Here is a 16,291-nt window from a genome sequence, read left to right as displayed (position 1 = left end):
ACCAAAAAACGGTGTGTTATCAAGTCATCGGCTTATTAGTACCGGTCAGCTTCACGTGTTACCACGCTTCCACATCCGGCCTATCAACCCAGTAGTCTGCTGGGAGCCTCTCGCCCGTAGGCATGGAAGTCTCATCTTGAGGCCGGCTTCCCGCTTAGATGCTTTCAGCGGTTATCCATCCCGAACGTAGCTAATCAGCGGTGCTCCTGGCGGAACAACTGACACACCAGAGGTTCGTCCAACCCGGTCCTCTCGTACTAGGGTCAGATCCTCTCAAACTTCCTACGCGCGCAGCGGATAGGGACCGAACTGTCTCACGACGTTCTAAACCCAGCTCGCGTACCGCTTTAATGGGCGAACAGCCCAACCCTTGGGACCTACTCCAGCCCCAGGATGCGACGAGCCGACATCGAGGTGCCAAACCATGCCGTCGATATGGACTCTTGGGCAAGATCAGCCTGTTATCCCCGAGGTACCTTTTATCCGTTGAGCGACAGCGCTTCCACAAGCCACTGCCGGATCACTAGTCCCGACTTTCGTCCCTGCTCGACCTGTCAGTCTCACAGTCAAGCTCCCTTGTGCACTTACACTCGCCACCTGATTGCCAACCAGGTTGAGGGAACCTTTGGGCGCCTCCGTTACTTTTTGGGAGGCAACCGCCCCAGTTAAACTACCCACCAGGCACTGTCCCTGAACCGGATTACGGTTCTAAGTTAGACATCCAGAGTGACCAGAGTGGTATTTCAACAATGACTCCACAAGAACTGGCGTCCCTGCTTCAAAGTCTCCCACCTATCCTACACAAGCCACACCGAACACCAATACCAAGCTGTAGTAAAGGTCACGGGGTCTTTCCGTCCTGCTGCGCGTAACGAGCATCTTTACTCGTAGTGCAATTTCGCCGAGTTCGCGGTTGAGACAGTTGGGAAGTCGTTACGCCATTCGTGCAGGTCGGAACTTACCCGACAAGGAATTTCGCTACCTTAGGATGGTTATAGTTACCACCGCCGTTTACTGGGGCTTAAATTCTCAGCTTCGCCTTGCGGCTAACCGGTCCTCTTAACCTTCCAGCACCGGGCAGGCGTCAGTCCGTATACATCGTCTTGCGACTTGGCACGGACCTGTGTTTTTAGTAAACAGTCGCTACCCACTAGTCTCTGCGGCCTCCAAACGCTTTCGGAGCAAGTCCTAATACGTCGAAGGCCCCCCTTCTCCCGAAGTTACGGGGGCATTTTGCCGAGTTCCTTAACCACGATTCTCTCGATCTCCTTGGTATTCTCTACCTGACCACCTGAGTCGGTTTGGGGTACGGGCGGCTAGAACCTCGCGTCGATGCTTTTCTTGGCAGCATAGGATCACCCACTTTTTATCCGCATCGTGTCTCAGCCATATGAGTGACGGATTTGCCTATCACTCGGCCTACGCACTTGCACCAGGACAACCATCGCCTGGCTTGGGCTACCTTCCTGCGTCACACCTGTTAATACGCTAACCGCACCAGCATGGGGTCGTGCGCTAGGCCCAATGCCTCACCCCGAAGGGATCGTACAAAGGGATTCGGGCACTTAGCACCACTGGATTGATTGGGGCGGTTCTTCGCCGGTACGGGAATATCAACCCGTTGTCCATCGACTACGCCTGTCGGCCTCGCCTTAGGTCCCGACTTACCCAGGGAAGATTAGCTTGACCCTGGAACCCTTGGTCTTTCGGAGGACGTGTTTCTCACACGTCTTTCGCTACTCATGCCTGCATTCTCACTCGTGTAGCCTCCACGGCTGGTTCACACCGCCGCTTCGCTGGCCACACGACGCTCTCCTACCCATCAACACGGCTGGACCACGAAGGCCTACCAATAATGTCAATGCCACAACTTCGGTGGCGTGCTTGAGCCCCGTTACATTGTCGGCGCGGAATCACTTGACCAGTGAGCTATTACGCACTCTTTCAAGGGTGGCTGCTTCTAAGCCAACCTCCTGGTTGTCTGAGCAACTCCACATCCTTTCCCACTTAGCACGCGCTTAGGGACCTTAGTTGGTGGTCTGGGTTGTTTCCCTCTCGACTATGAAGCTTATCCCCCACAGTCTCACTGCTGCGCTCTCACTTACCGGCATTCGGAGTTTGGCTGACGTCAGTAACCTTGTAGGGCCCATCGGCCATCCAGTAGCTCTACCTCCGGCAAGAAACACGCAACGCTGCACCTAAATGCATTTCGGAGAGAACCAGCTATCACGAAGTTTGATTGGCCTTTCACCCCTATCCACAGCTCATCCCCTCAGTTTTCAACCTAAGTGGGTTCGGCCCTCCACGACGTCTTACCGTCGCTTCAGCCTGGCCATGGATAGATCACTTCGCTTCGGGTCTAGGACATGCGACTGAATCGCCCTATTCAGACTCGCTTTCGCTACGGCTACCCCACACGGGTTAACCTCGCCACATATCGCTAACTCGCAGGCTCATTCTTCAAAAGGCACGCTGTCACAGCTACTAGGGCTGCTCCAACGGTTTGTAAGCAAACGGTTTCAGGTACTATTTCACTCCCCTCCCGGGGTACTTTTCACCTTTCCCTCACGGTACTTGTCCGCTATCGGTCATCTGGGAGTATTTAGGCTTATCAGGTGGTCCTGACAGATTCACACGGGATTTCTCGGGCCCCGTGCTACTTGGGATACTTCTCGCGCCAAGGGAGGCATTTCGACTACGGGGTTTGCACCCTCTATGACTGGCCTTTCAATGCCATTCGTCTATACCTTCTTGTAACGCTTGCTGTTCGGCAGAACAACACGAAAAGTCCCACAACCCCGAATACGCAACTCCTGCCGGATATCACACGTACTCGGTTTAGCCTGTTCCGGTTTCGCTCGCCACTACTAACGGAATCGCGGTTGCTTTCTCTTCCTGTGGGTACTGAGATGTTTCACTTCCCCACGTTCCCTCTACCCGCCCTATATATTCAGGCGGGAGTCACTGGGTCGGCATGCCGCCCAGCGGGGTTTCCCCATTCGGAGATCCTCGGATCAAAGTGTGCTTATCCACTCCCCGAGGCTTATCGCAGATTGCTACGTCCTTCTTCGGCTCCAGATGCCAAGGCATCCACCGTTTGCTCTTAAAGACTTGAAATCACATGAGTTTTATCAAGAATCAGATCCGACCGAAGCCGGATCAGAAATTGACTAATGATCTATATAGATCATCTTTGTGAAACGATCCGAAGATCGTCTCTAAGATGCTCGCGTCCACTGTGTAGTTCTCAAAGTACGGGCGGTACCTTCCCCGCTTGCCGGTCATCGGCAGCCAGAAAAGGCCCTGAGGTTCAGCTGCCGCTTTCGCGGCATCCGGTCCCTCAGGACCCAACAGCGTGCATGTGCCGGCCGTTCACGATCCACCGTTCCAGTCCCGAAGGACGTACTGAGTGGGGCGATCTTCGATCGGCACCTCGTCAAATGTTCCACCCATGAGCTGACCCCTCGAAGACATTCGCTTCGAGCGGGCTCTGGGATGCCGAAGCATCCAGATGCTCCTTAGAAAGGAGGTGATCCAGCCGCACCTTCCGGTACGGCTACCTTGTTACGACTTAGTCCTAATTACCGATCCCACCTTCGACGGCTCCCTCCACAAGGGTTGGGCCACCGGCTTCAGGTGTTACCGACTTTCATGACTTGACGGGCGGTGTGTACAAGACCCGGGAACGTATTCACCGCAGCGTTGCTGATCTGCGATTACTAGCGACTCCGACTTCATGAGGTCGAGTTGCAGACCTCAATCCGAACTGGGACCGGCTTTTTGGGATTCGCTCCACCTCGCGGTATTGCAGCCCTTTGTACCGGCCATTGTAGCATGCGTGAAGCCCAAGACATAAGGGGCATGATGATTTGACGTCATCCCCACCTTCCTCCGAGTTGACCCCGGCAGTATCCCATGAGTTCCCACCATTACGTGCTGGCAACATAGAACGAGGGTTGCGCTCGTTGCGGGACTTAACCCAACATCTCACGACACGAGCTGACGACAACCATGCACCACCTGTTTACGAGTGTCCAAAGAGTTCTACATTTCTGCAGCGTTCTCGTATATGTCAAGCCTTGGTAAGGTTCTTCGCGTTGCATCGAATTAATCCGCATGCTCCGCCGCTTGTGCGGGTCCCCGTCAATTCCTTTGAGTTTTAGCCTTGCGGCCGTACTCCCCAGGCGGGGAACTTAATGCGTTAGCTGCGTCACGGAATCCGTGGAATGGACCCCACAACTAGTTCCCAACGTTTACGGGGTGGACTACCAGGGTATCTAAGCCTGTTTGCTCCCCACCCTTTCGCTCCTCAGCGTCAGTTACGGCCCAGAGATCTGCCTTCGCCATCGGTGTTCCTCCTGATATCTGCGCATTCCACCGCTACACCAGGAATTCCAATCTCCCCTACCGCACTCTAGTCTGCCCGTACCCACTGCAGGCCCGAGGTTGAGCCTCGGGTTTTCACAGCAGACGCGACAGACCGCCTACGAGCTCTTTACGCCCAATAATTCCGGATAACGCTTGCGCCCTACGTATTACCGCGGCTGCTGGCACGTAGTTAGCCGGCGCTTTTTCTGCAGGTACCGTCACTTTCGCTTCTTTCCTGCTAAAAGAGGTTTACAACCCGAAGGCCGTCGTCCCTCACGCGGCGTTGCTGCATCAGGCTTTCGCCCATTGTGCAATATTCCCCACTGCTGCCTCCCGTAGGAGTCTGGGCCGTGTCTCAGTCCCAGTGTGGCCGGTCACCCTCTCAGGCCGGCTACCCGTCGACGCCTTGGTGAGCCGTTACCTCACCAACAAGCTGATAGGCCGCGAGCTCATCCCTGACCGAAATTCTTTCCAGCTGCTGAAGATGCCTTCGCAGCTCGTATCCGGTATTAGACGCCGTTTCCAGCGCTTATCCCAGAGTCAGGGGCAGATTGCTCACGTGTTACTCACCCGTTCGCCACTGATCCACAGAGCAAGCTCTGCTTCACCGTTCGACTTGCATGTGTTAAGCACGCCGCCAGCGTTCATCCTGAGCCAGGATCAAACTCTCCGTTAAGAAATGTTGCTGCGATCAGTCGGAAATTGACTGAAGCAGCGAGTTTGATCTGACCAAAGGGATGTCATTGCTGACTATCCGTTGCCGACACCGAAGTGCCGGACTTTGATCCAAAGGAATCTCATTCAGCCGAAGCTGAATCGAGGTTATTTGGCATTTGACAAGTGCACGCTGTTGAGTTCTCAAGGATCGGATGCTCCTGCTTTCAGCCTCTCGGCCTCCCCGCAGGGCAACTTCTCTATCTTATCCGTTTCTCCGTGGCTGTCAAATCGGCGTCCGGCGAGTCTCAGACTCGCTCGAGCGGTCGACAAGACCACCGCGAAGAGCGGACCCCCATCGTAGACCCGAAGGTCAGAGACTCTCAAGGAGTCTGTTTGTTGGGGGGTGGTTCACTGCTTGAGGAGGGGAGGCTCTCAGCCTCACCGCGCTCCTTTGGGGCGAACAAGAAAGACATTACGCGGATGTGAACGGCGTGACAAATCCTGACCGCATCCCGGGCGTGTCGCGCTCGTCCGCACCGAAATCATGCGGCGCAGCGCACCGGGTGTGCGCCCATTCAGCCACGAACGAAGACACCGGCGAGCGTCTTCTTCCCGCGACGAATCACGGACACTCCCCCGGGAAGCGCACCCGTGATCAGCGCTCCGTCGTCGTCGACGCGGATGCCGTCGAGCGAAACGCCGCCCTGCGCGATCGCGCGCCGTCCATCGGAGAGACTGGCAACCAGCCCGGTCGCGACGAGGGCGTCGACGACGCTCATCTCCGGACTGCCCTCCACATGCGGCAACTCCTCGAGCGCCGTGCGCAGCACGGCCGCATCGAGCGCTGTCAGATCCCCCTGGCCGAACAGCGCCTCAGACGCCGCGATCACGGCGGCAGTCGCTTCCGCGCCATGCACCGTGGTTGTCACTTCCAGCGCCAGCCGCTTCTGCGCCGCCCGGCGGTAGGGTTCCACCGCGACCAGTCGCTCGTACTCCTCGATCTCGTCGCGAGTGAGGAACGTGAAGATCTTCATCCGCGCGATGACGTCGGCATCATCCGTATTGAGCCAGAACTGGTACATCCGGTAGGGACTGCACATCGAGGGATCCAGCCAAATGGCGTTGCCCTCGCTCTTACCGAACTTCGTGCCATCGCTGTTGGTGATCAGGGGTGTGCCGATGGCGTGCACCGAGACGCCCTCCACCCGGTGGATCAGGTCGGTCCCGCTGGTGAGGTTGCCCCACTGGTCGCTGCCCCCGGTCTGCAGGACGCACCCGTACTGCCGGAACAGCTCGAGGTAGTCCAGACCCTGCAGGATCTGGTAGCTGAACTCCGTGTAGCTGATGCCGGCTTCCGAATTCAGTCGCGCCGAAACGGCATCCTTCTTCAACATCGTGCCGACTCGGTAGTACTTGCCGACGTCGCGCAGGAAGTCGATCGCGCTCATCGGCGCCGTCCAGTCCAGGTTGTTGACGATGCGTGCCGCGTTATCACCCTCGAAGCTGAGGAAGCGCTCGACCTGCCCGCGAAGGATGCTGACCCACTCGGCGACGGTTTCCTTCGTGTTCAGGGTGCGTTCCGCGCTCGGTCGCGGATCGCCGACGAGCCCGGTCGATCCCCCGACGAGGCCGAGGGGGCGATGGCCGGCCAGCTGGATGCGACGCATCAGAAGCAGCTGGACGAGATTGCCCAGGTGCAGGCTCGGCGCGGTCGGATCGAAGCCGCAGTAGTACGTGATCGGACCCTCGGACAGCAGCGCGCGCAGCGCCTCCTGATCGGTGGACACGTGCACCAGGCCACGCCAGACGATCTCATCCCACACGTTCTCGAAGGTGGGGTCGTTGGCGGGTGCTGTTGCGCTCACGACGGTTGCAGACACGCGCTCCAGGCTATCAGCGGGCCGAACGCCGACCGCGGCGTCAGGCAGCCGTGCCCCACCACACGAGGAAGGCGATCGCGAGGGCCGTCGTCCAGCTCACGAGGCTGCCGATGAGGAAGTACTCGGCACGGATGCCCCTTCTCCGTCCCGGGAGATCTCGGGAAAGCGGACGATGCCCTTGGCTGCGAGCACCGCGGCCAGAAGAGTGAACGCTCCGGTGAGCGTGAGGGCGAAGACGAGCACGCGCTCGATCGGACCGATGAGCCTCCCGCCCTTCAGCGTCGCCGCACGCTCTTCCACCGGCACCTCGCCGTCGCGGAGCGCGATCCGCACGACGACATTGCCGGACTCGAGGAGAAAGACGAGCGCGCCGACGACGAGGACGGCGACATCCAGGCTCACCGCACCCAGCGGCGAGCCTGACGGCCACACATCACCCAGCGGGCCCTGCGCGACGCGAATGCCGAGGAGGGCGACGGCGAGCGTGACGACCGCTGCCACGAGCACGACGGGCCAGAATCCGGTCCGGCCACCACGGCGATCCGGGGTCGCGGCAGCCCAGACGGCCGCCACGCCGACGGCGACGAAACTCCAGACGGCGGCATCCGCACCCGCCGAGCCGATGAGCAGGACCAGTCCGAGAGCGGCCAGAACCACTGTGCGACGCAGCCCCGTCAGCGACCGCCGGGTGAGGTCGACGCCGCCGACTGCCAGGAGGACGATGCCGGCGCCGATCACCGGGGGCCCTCCTCCAGTGTCTGGAATCCGGCCACGAGCCCCGCGGCACCGCCGGCGGCGAGCGCTTGAGAGACCGCCGACTGCGTGATTCCCTCCTCGGCGGCCAGGTCGCGCTGCGTGCGGCCCAGGCACCGGCCGTACGCGAGCCGGCGCGTGCGCGGCGTCATCGCGCCGACGATCTCGTCGCGGACAAGCAGGTAGGCGTTCACGGATCGGACGCGCTCGGCCATGGCCGCATCCTCCCCCGCACCCGCGACAACGCGCGTCCGGGCACGCGGCACCGCGCGATCCTGCAGGCGGTGCACGGCCTCGACCGCGTCCCGGGCGGACCACCAACCGGGGCCATCGGAGATGTGGTCGGTCGCAGACGAGACGGCCCCCACGGCGCCGATCCCGATCCCGAAGCGCAGCTCGATCCCCTCGGGAAGGGCGAGCTGCAGCAGCAGCAGCCACGCGAGCGCCTGATCCAGGTCCTCGAACACCGCCTGGAACTCATCGGCGAACGTCGCCGTCAGCGGGGTGATCGCGGTCGGTCGCTCGGCGTGGACGCGCGCGATCGTCGCCTCAAGCTCGCGCTGCGCGGCATCCCGGTCGGCGAGGCGCCGGGAGCCGACGATGTCGGCGATCACCGCGATGGTCACGCGAGCAGTCTACCGCTGATGAAACAAAAGAATAAGCCTCAAGCTGATTTTCCGAGTCGATCAGGCGCGTCACAGTCCGAGCGCGTGGGCCGCGCCCTGCGCGCGGGAGATCAGTTCCGCCCGCTGCTCGGCGACCCGCACGGGAGCCGTGCCGCCGGCACCGGTTCGACTGGCGACCGACCCCTCGATCGTCAGCACCTCGCGCACGGCGGGCGTCAGGTGGGACGAGACCTCCGCGAGCAGCTCGTCGTCGGCATCCTCCAGTCCGATTCCGCGCCGCTCGCACGCCTGGACCAGCGAACCGGAGATCTCGTGCGCGTCGCGGAACGGAACTCCCTGTCGGACGAGCCACTCGGCCACGTCCGTCGCCAGCGAGAAACCCTGCGGCGCCAGCTCCGCCATCCGCTCGGTGTCAAAGCGCAAAGTCGCGACCATCCCGGCGAAGGCGGGCAGCACGATCTCGAGGGTGCGCACCGAATCGAAGACCGGTTCTTTGTCTTCCTGCAGGTCGCGGTTGTAGGCCAACGGCAGACCCTTCAGCGTCGCGAGCAGACCAGTGAGGTTTCCGATGAGCCGCCCGGCCTTGCCGCGCGCGAGTTCCGCGATATCGGGGTTCTTCTTCTGCGGCATGATGCTCGAGCCGGTGGAGTACGCGTCGTCGAGGGTCACGAAGCCGAACTCCCGCGTGTTCCACACGATGATGTCTTCGGCACAGCGCGACAGATCGACGCCGATCTGAGCGGCGATGAAGGCGAACTCGGCGACGACATCGCGGGCCGCGGTGCCGTCCAGGGAGTTCTCTGCGGGTCGCGACAGGCCCAGCTCGGCAGCGACGAGGGCAGGATCAAGGCCGAGCGTGGATCCGGCGAGCGCTCCCCCGCCATACGGCGAGACGGATGCCCGCACCGACCAGTCACGGAGACGCTCGAGGTCACGCACGAGCGGCCACGCGTGAGCGAGAAGGTGGTGGGCGAGCAGGATCGGCTGTGCGTGCTGCAGGTGGGTGCGTCCCGGCATGATCGCCGACGGATGCGCCTCGGCTTGGGCGACGAGGGCATCGATGAGGCGAATGATCTCGCGCGCCAGCGTGCGCGTGTGGTCGAGCAGGTACATCCGGACAAGGGTCGCGATCTGGTCGTTGCGACTCCGGCCGGCCCGGAGCTTTCCACCGAGCTCGGGACCGATGATGTCGATGAGTGCCTGCTCGAGCGCCCCGTGGACGTCCTCGTCCTGGGGTCTGGCGACCACATCCCCGCGGGCGACGGCAGCCTCCAGCTCGTCGAGGCCGGCCCGCATACCCGCCGCTTCGTCAGCGGTGAGGTAGCCGGCGGCCTCCAGGGCTGACGCATGCGCGCGCGATCCCCGGATGTCGTATGCGGCGAGGGCCCAGTCGAAGTGCGTCGAGACGCTGAGGGCCGCCAATTCCGGCGAAGGACCGGAAGCGAATCGCGCACCCCAGAGGGCGCCATCGTGCGTTGCATCACCCGTCGCGCTCATCGTGCCAGCCTATCCGCGCGCGGCCGTGACACCGTATCGACCAGCCGCTCGAGAGGGCCGCGCCCGAGCAGGAGCGCCCAGGCGAAGCACGCCGCGACGATCCCCAGCGTCATCGGCCAGAACGGGTCCAGGGCACGGAACCCGAAAAGGTCGGAGGTCGTGCCCAGTGCGATGAACGCCCACACCGCCCAGACGACGATCTGCGCGGAGTATGCCGTCAACGGCATCGCGCCGAGAGTCCGGATCGGAAGCACGGCGGCGCGGATGACGGTCCGGCACACCAGGATGCACAGGGCGATGACGGCGATGGCGAACCCGCCCGAGCCCCACACCTCGAGGATGCCGCCGCTGTGAGCGCTCGCGCGCCACACCTGACCCAGGTAATCATCCTCGGGCGCCGGCAGCGCGAACGCGAGTGTCTCGGCGACCGCGGCTACCACCAGGCCCGCACCCGCGGTGATCCAGAGCACCGCGCGGCGCGTGAGGTCGAGACGTCCGATGGCCATTCCGGCCAGCAGGAAAGCGAGCCACAGCGGCGCGGGATAGGCCCATCCGGTCAGCAGGAACACCGCCTCCCCCGGGCTGTGTCCCAAAACGGTGCGGCCTCGACGGGGGGAAGCAGCCACGGAACGACCAGGGCAACCGCACCCGCCCAGATCCACAGGGTCGCGCTGCGCACGCGCAGGAACGGAATCGCCGCCGCGAACAGGATCGCGTAGGCCGGCAGGATGACGTACACCGGAATACCCGTCAGGATCAGCACGATGCCGATCACCCACAGCACGAGGGCACGCCAGGCCAACCACCGCCGCGGTGTCCGCGGGGCGCGCGGCCCTGCCGTGGCGATCGAGATCGACACTCCCGCGAGGGTCGCGAACAGAATCGACGACCGTCCCCCGGCGATCCCACCCCAGGTCGCCGGGTCGGTCCAGTCGATCTCCGGGAGGGTGTACAGGTGGGCGGCGAGCATGCCGATCACGGCGAGCCCGCGCGCGAGGTCGATCCCCGGGATCCGCGGCGGCCCGTCGAGCCGGCGCAGATTGCCGACGATCCGATCTGCTACTGCTGCTGCAGCAACCACACCAGCAGTGCCTTCTGCGCGTGGAGTCGGTTCTCGGCCTCGTCCCACACCACGCTCTGCGGGCCGTCGATGACCTCGGCATCCACTTCGTACCCGCGGTCGGCGGGCAGGCAGTGGATGAAGATCGCGTCGTCCTTGGCGAGACTCATGAGCTCCTGCGACACCTTGTAGGGCGTGAGGTCGCGCAGCCGCTGGAGCTTTTCGTCTTCTTTGCCCATCGAGACCCACGTGTCGGTGACGATGATGTCGGCGCCGGCGGCAGCTTCGTTGGGGTCGGTGTACAGGGCGACGGAGCCCCCGGTCTGCGCCGCGCGACGGTCGGCGTCGGCCACGACGTCTTCGCGCGGCGCGTACTCGACCGGGGAGGCGACCCGGACGTGCATCCCGGCGGTGACACCGCCGAGCACGTAGGACTGCCCCATGTTGGTGCGCCCGTCACCGAAGAAGGCCAGCGTGAGGCCCTTCAGCTCTCCCTTGTGCTCCTGAATCGTGAGGAGGTCGGCCAGGATCTGGCACGGATGGAAGTCGTCGCTGAGCGCGTTGATGACGGGCACGCGCGTGCCTGCCGCCATCTCTTCGAGCCCCGCCTGCGCATACGTGCGCCACACGATCGCCGCGACCTGTCGCTCGAGCACGCGAGCCGTGTCGGCCGGGGTCTCCTTGCCTCCCAGCTGACTGTTCGCCGTCGAGATGATCAGCGGCGATCCGCCCAGATCGGCAATGCCGACGGCGAACGACACGCGGGTCCGGGTCGAGGACTTGTCGAAGATCACCGCGACCGTCTGGGGGCCTGCCAGCGGCTGGACCTTCCAGCGGTCAGTCTTCAGCTCGGCGGCAAGCGTCAGAATCTCCGCCTGCTCCTGGGGAGTCAGGTCATCGTCGCGAAGCAGGTGGCGGGTCATTGCGCGGCTTCCTTGTCGTCGGGCTGCGAGCTCTCGTCCAGCAGCAGGGCATCGGTCACAGTTGCCAGAGCCGCGGCGAACAGCGTCAGGAACTCGTCGATTTCGACGTCGCCGATCGTCAGGGCCGGCGCGATCCGAATCGTGTCGTCGTTGGCGGCATTGACGACGAGCCCGTGTTCTTGCGCGGCAGCCACGACGGCCTTCGCGACCGGGCGCGAGAGCGCGACGCCCAGCAGCAACCCCTGCCCGCGGCATCCGGCGATCAACGGCGAGTCGATGGCGAGGATGCCCTCGCTCACCTGTGCGCCGCGGACGCGGGCGTTGGTCACGAGGTCGGCACTCTCGATCTCCTCGAGCACCGCCCCCGCGACCGCGGTGGCCAGCGCATTGCCGCCGAACGTCGACCCGTGGGTTCCGGGGTAGAACAGCTCGCTCGCTTCGCCGTAGGTGATGAGTGCCCCGATCGGGAATCCGCCTCCGATGCCCTTGGCCACCGTGATGGCGTCCGGGGTGATCCCCGTGTGCTGGAAAGCGAACCACTCGCCGGTCCGACCGGCGCCGGTCTGGATCTCATCGAGGATGAGGAGCGCGCCGTGACGCCGGGTCAGCTCGCGGGCTGCCTCGAGGTAGCCGTCCGGGAGCGGCACAACGCCGGCTTCACCCTTGATGGGCTCGAGGATGAGCGCGGCGACCGACTCGTCCAGCGCGGCCTCGAGGGCCTCGATCGTGGAATCGAGAAACTCGACGCCGGGAACCATCGGCAGGAACGGCTCCTGCATCCCCGGCTTGCCCGTGAGGGCCAGGGTGCCCATCGTCCGACCGTGGAACGCGTCAGTGAGGGCGAGGATGCGGGGCCGGCCGGGCGCACCGTCACGCGGGGCGCCGTGCAGCCGCGCGAGTTTGAAGGCCGCTTCGTTGGCCTCAGCACCGGAGTTGGAGAAGTAGACGCGTCCGGACTCGCCGGTTCCGGCGAGCCTCTTCAGTCGCGCCGCAAGCGCCAACTGCGGCGGTGTCGCGAAGTAGTTGGACACGTGCGCGAGGGTCGCCGCCTGAGCGGCGACGGCCTCGACGAAGGCGGGATGCGCGTGCCCGAGCGAGTTCACGGCAATGCCCGCAAGAAAGTCCAGGTAACGCTTACCCTCGTCATCCCACAGGTAGGCGCCCTCGCCGCGGGTGAACAGAGCCAGGCGGTCACCGGCGTTGGCGAGGAGGTCGCGGCGGGCATCGTGCAGCCAGGATGCCGGGATCATTGCCTCGTCGTTCATTGCGTCTCTTCTCGTCTCCGGTGCCACAGCACTCATCCGCTGACCACTTCTGTTCCGATGCCCTTGCTCGTGAACACTTCGATCAAGAGCGAATGGGGCACGCGTCCGTCGATGATCGCTGCCGTGTCCACTCCCCGTCGACCGCGTCCAGGCACGCCTGCATCTTGGGGACCATTCCCGACTCCAGCGTCGGCAGCATCGTTCGCAGCTCTGTCGACGTGAGGTGCGAGACCAACGAGTCGCGGTCGGGCCAGTCGGCGTAGAGTCCCGGGACATCGGTGAGGATGACCAGCTTGGCGGCGCCGATCGCGACGGCGAGAGCCGCGGCGGCGGCATCGGCATTCACATTGAGGGTCTGTCCGGGTCGGTCCAGATCCGGCGCGATCGAGGACACGACGGGGATGCGGCCGGCGGCGAGATGGTCGAGAACCGCTGCCGGGTTCACGTGGACGACATCGCCGACCGACCCGAGGTCGACCTCTTCGCCGTTGACGACGACGCCGCGGCGGCGACCCCCGAACAATCCGGCGTCCTCACCCGACAGGCCGCTCGCAAGCGGACCGTGCGCATTGATCTTCGACACGAGCTGAGGGTTGATGTGGCCGGTGAGAACCATCCGGACGACCGAGATCGCTTCGGTGTTCGTGACCCGGTAGCCGCCTTGAAACTCGCTCGGGATGTCGAGGCGCTCAAGCATCCGGGAAATCTGGGGACCGCCGCCGTGGACCACGACGGGCTTGACGCCGACGAAGCGCAGGTAGGCGATGTCTTCGGCGACGGTGCGCTGGAGCTCTTCGGAGACCATCGCGTTGCCGCCGTACTTGACGACGACGATCTGGTCGCGGAAACGCTTGAGCCACGGCAGCGACTCGATGAGGACGGCTGCCTTCTCGGCGGCCTCGTCGGGGTGGTCTCTTGCAGATCGGTCATGAGGAGTAGGCGCTGTTCTCGTGAACGTAGTCGTGGGTGAGGTCGTTGGTGTAGATCGTGGCCGAGGCGTCGCCGACCTTGAGGTCGATGACGACGCTCGTCGCGCGCGGCGAGAGGTCCACGAGCTCGCGGGGCTGATCAGGACCGCCGTCGGAACACACGCGGACGCCGTTCATCTCGACATCCACGGCATACGGGTCGAACTCGGCATCCGTCGTGCCGATCGCTGCCAGCACACGTCCCCAGTTGGGGTCGTTGCCGAAGATCGCGGCCTTGAACAGGTTGTTCCGGGCTACCGAACGCCCGACCTCGACGGCGTCGTCCTCGGATGCCGCGTGGATCACCTCGATGGTGATGTCGTGGCTCGCCCCCTCGGCGTCGGACTGCAGTTGGGTCGCGAGGTCGGTGCAGACCTCGATCAGCGCCGCCCGGAACGCGTCCGGAGCGGGGACGATGCCGCTGGCGCCACTGACCATCAGTGTCACCTGGTCGTTGGTCGACATGCAGCCGTCGGAGTCGAGGCGGTCGAAGCTCACGCGCGTGGCAGCCCGGAGGTGCTCGTCGGCTTCGGCGGCCGTGAGAACGGCATCGGTGGTCAGGACGACGAGCATCGTCGCAAGCCCGGGAGCCAGCATTCCGGCCCCCTTGGCCATCCCGCCGATCGTCCACCCGTCTGCCGTGACGGTGCTGGTCTTCGGACGGGAGTCCGTCGTCATGATCGCTCGGGCCGCATCATCGCCGCCACTGGTCGACAGCGCGCCGATGGCGGCCTCGGTTCCCGCGAGCACCTTGTCGCGGAAGACCTGATCTCCCGTGCCGATGAGGCCGGTGGAACACACCTGGATGTCGCCCGCGCTCACACCGAGGAGCTCGGCTGCCCGCTCGGCGGTCAGGTGCGTCGTGAGAAACCCGAACGATCCCGTGAAGCAGTTCGCGCCGCCCGAGTTGAGCACGATGGCCTCGACGACGCCATCCTGGATGGCCTGCTGCGACCAGAGGATCGGGTTGGCCTTGGCACGGTTGCTCGTGAAGACCGCCGCACCGACAGCGAGCGGACCGCGGTTGACGACCACGGCGACATCCGGCTTTCCGGTGGATTTCAAGCCGACGGCGACACCCGCCGCCTCGAATCCCGCGGGTACGGTGACGGTCACGGTGCCACTCCGTTCGTGCTCAGAGCGCGGGTCTCGGGAAGACCGAGCGCGATGTTCATGGACTGGACAGCTGCGCCCGCCGTCCCCTTGACGAGGTTGTCGACGGCAGCGACGACGACCATACGGCCGGCAGCGCGATCGATCGCAAGCCCCAGCAGCGCCGTGTTGGCCCCGATGACGTCGGCAGTTCGCGGGACGTGACCCTCCGGGAGCAGCTGTACGAATGGCTCGTCGGCGTACGCCTGCTCCCAGGCCGCACGGATGTCGGCATCCGTGGCATCCGCCGAGATCGGCGCCGTCGAGGTGGCGAGGATCCCTCGGGCCATCGGGACGATGACGGGAGTGAAGGAGATGCGCACCTCGGCGGCCCCGGCATCCTGCAGCGCCTGACGGATCTCGGGAATGTGCCGGTGCGTGCCGCCGACGGCATACGGATTCGCGCTGCCGAGCACCTCGCTTGCCAGCAGGTGGGGTTTGAGGCTCTTGCCGGCGCCGGAGGGGCCGACGGCGAGGACGCTGACGATATCGCTCGGATCGATGACCCCGGCTGCGACGCCCGGAGCAAGCGAGAGGCTGACGGTCGAGGCGTTGCACCCCGGCGCGGCGATCCGGGTCGCACCCGCGAGGGTGTCGCGGATCTTCCCGCCTCGGGTGGGCAGTTCGGGCACGCCGTAGGCCCAGGGCTCGGGGTGAGGACCGCCGTAGAACTTCTCCCACGCCAGCGCATCACGCAGCCGGTGATCGGCGCCGGCGTCGATCACCACCGGCACCTCGCCGAGGGCGTCGGTGTACTGCGCGGACTGCCCGTGCGGCAGCGCGAGGACCACGATGTCGTGGCCCGCGAGAATCTCCGGGGTGGTTTCCTGGAGCATCAAGTGAGAGAGCGAGCGCAGATGCGGCTGGTGCTCGATCAGCGGCTGGCCCGCCGTGGAGTGGGCGGTGACGGTGCGGATGTCGATGTCGGGATGTCCCGCCAGCAACCGCAGGATCTCGCCGCCTGCGTATCCGGAGGCGCCCGAGACGGCGACCGAGTAGGTCATGGCTTCCACCTTATTGTCTGGGTTCGTCGTGCACGGCACGGGGTCTGAGCCGGGGTGGCGACGCCGCCAGCGCACTCGCGCCGCGGGGTCGCCTAGAGTCGGCGACCGCCCAGACGTCGGCGCAGCACGATGACCGCC

The 16,291-nt window shown here is 64.1% G+C and carries 10 protein-coding genes, 2 rRNA genes and 1 pseudogene; all 13 read right to left on the bottom strand.

Going from position 1 to position 16,291, the window contains the following annotated elements; genetic code table 11:
* Window positions 1-15: 15 nt before the first annotated feature.
* Window positions 16-3,117, bottom strand: a 23S ribosomal RNA gene (locus tag IT882_RS05195).
* Between the two features lie 405 nt (window positions 3,118-3,522).
* A 16S ribosomal RNA gene (locus tag IT882_RS05190) occupies window positions 3,523-5,044 on the bottom strand.
* Together the 16S and 23S rRNA genes form the textbook arrangement of a ribosomal RNA operon.
* 556 nt (window positions 5,045-5,600) lie before the next feature.
* A complete protein-coding gene (gene tyrS / locus IT882_RS05185) occupies window positions 5,601-6,905 on the bottom strand; it encodes a tyrosine--tRNA ligase (RefSeq protein ID WP_418887769.1) in 1,305 nt (434 codons plus the stop codon).
* 96 nt (window positions 6,906-7,001) lie between these two features.
* Window positions 7,002-7,643: a hypothetical protein gene (locus IT882_RS05180; RefSeq protein ID WP_229382315.1), complete on the bottom strand. Its 642-nt coding sequence runs from the start codon at window positions 7,641-7,643 to the stop codon at window positions 7,002-7,004.
* A complete protein-coding gene (locus tag IT882_RS05175; RefSeq protein WP_195693453.1) occupies window positions 7,640-8,284 on the bottom strand; it encodes a SatD family protein in 645 nt (214 codons plus the stop codon). Before IT882_RS05175 ends, IT882_RS05180 begins: the two co-directional genes overlap by 4 nt.
* A 69-nt stretch (window positions 8,285-8,353) precedes the next feature.
* Window positions 8,354-9,781, bottom strand: coding sequence for an argininosuccinate lyase (gene argH, locus IT882_RS05170; RefSeq protein WP_195693452.1), 1,428 nt, complete (start codon window positions 9,779-9,781; stop codon window positions 8,354-8,356).
* Complete coding sequence (locus IT882_RS16335) at window positions 9,778-10,350, bottom strand: hypothetical protein (RefSeq protein WP_229382314.1); 573 nt, start codon at window positions 10,348-10,350, stop codon at window positions 9,778-9,780. Before IT882_RS16335 ends, argH begins: the two co-directional genes overlap by 4 nt.
* Window positions 10,338-10,862 (bottom strand): heparan-alpha-glucosaminide N-acetyltransferase domain-containing protein, encoded by a 525-nt coding sequence (locus tag IT882_RS16330; protein ID WP_229382313.1) that lies wholly within the window; start codon window positions 10,860-10,862, stop codon window positions 10,338-10,340. Before IT882_RS16330 ends, IT882_RS16335 begins: the two co-directional genes overlap by 13 nt.
* Window positions 10,841-11,764, bottom strand: coding sequence for an ornithine carbamoyltransferase (gene argF / locus IT882_RS05160; RefSeq protein ID WP_195693451.1), 924 nt, complete (start codon window positions 11,762-11,764; stop codon window positions 10,841-10,843). The genes IT882_RS16330 and argF overlap by 22 nt, the downstream gene beginning before the upstream one ends.
* A complete protein-coding gene (locus IT882_RS05155; RefSeq protein WP_229382312.1) occupies window positions 11,761-13,029 on the bottom strand; it encodes an acetylornithine transaminase in 1,269 nt (422 codons plus the stop codon). The genes argF and IT882_RS05155 overlap by 4 nt, the downstream gene beginning before the upstream one ends.
* 32 nt (window positions 13,030-13,061) lie before the next feature.
* A pseudogene (argB, locus tag IT882_RS05150) lies at window positions 13,062-13,959 on the bottom strand (acetylglutamate kinase).
* Complete coding sequence (argJ, locus tag IT882_RS05145; protein WP_195693450.1) at window positions 13,956-15,113, bottom strand: bifunctional glutamate N-acetyltransferase/amino-acid acetyltransferase ArgJ; 1,158 nt, start codon at window positions 15,111-15,113, stop codon at window positions 13,956-13,958. Before argJ ends, argB begins: the two are co-directional and overlap by 4 nt.
* Window positions 15,110-16,153, bottom strand: a complete 1,044-nt coding sequence (argC, locus tag IT882_RS05140; RefSeq protein WP_195693449.1) for an N-acetyl-gamma-glutamyl-phosphate reductase — start codon at window positions 16,151-16,153, stop codon at window positions 15,110-15,112. The genes argJ and argC overlap by 4 nt, the downstream gene beginning before the upstream one ends.
* Window positions 16,154-16,291 lie beyond the last annotated feature (138 nt).

Source organism: Microbacterium schleiferi (assembly GCF_015565955.1).
Taxonomy (GTDB): Bacteria; Actinomycetota; Actinomycetes; order Actinomycetales; family Microbacteriaceae; genus Microbacterium; species Microbacterium schleiferi_A.
This window is presented reverse-complemented; position numbering and strand designations above follow the sequence as displayed.

What these genes read in the sequence shown, in the direction of transcription:
- argC (WP_195693449.1), bottom strand. Translation starts at nt 16,153, where the DNA reads ATGACCTACTCGGTCGCCGTCTCGGGCGCCTCCGGATACGCAGGCGGC.
- argH (WP_195693452.1), bottom strand. Translation starts at nt 9,781, where the DNA reads ATGAGCGCGACGGGTGATGCAACGCACGATGGCGCCCTCTGGGGTGCG.
- argF (WP_195693451.1), bottom strand. Translation starts at nt 11,764, where the DNA reads ATGACCCGCCACCTGCTTCGCGACGATGACCTGACTCCCCAGGAGCAG.
- IT882_RS05155 (WP_229382312.1), bottom strand. Translation starts at nt 13,029, where the DNA reads ATGAACGACGAGGCAATGATCCCGGCATCCTGGCTGCACGATGCCCGC.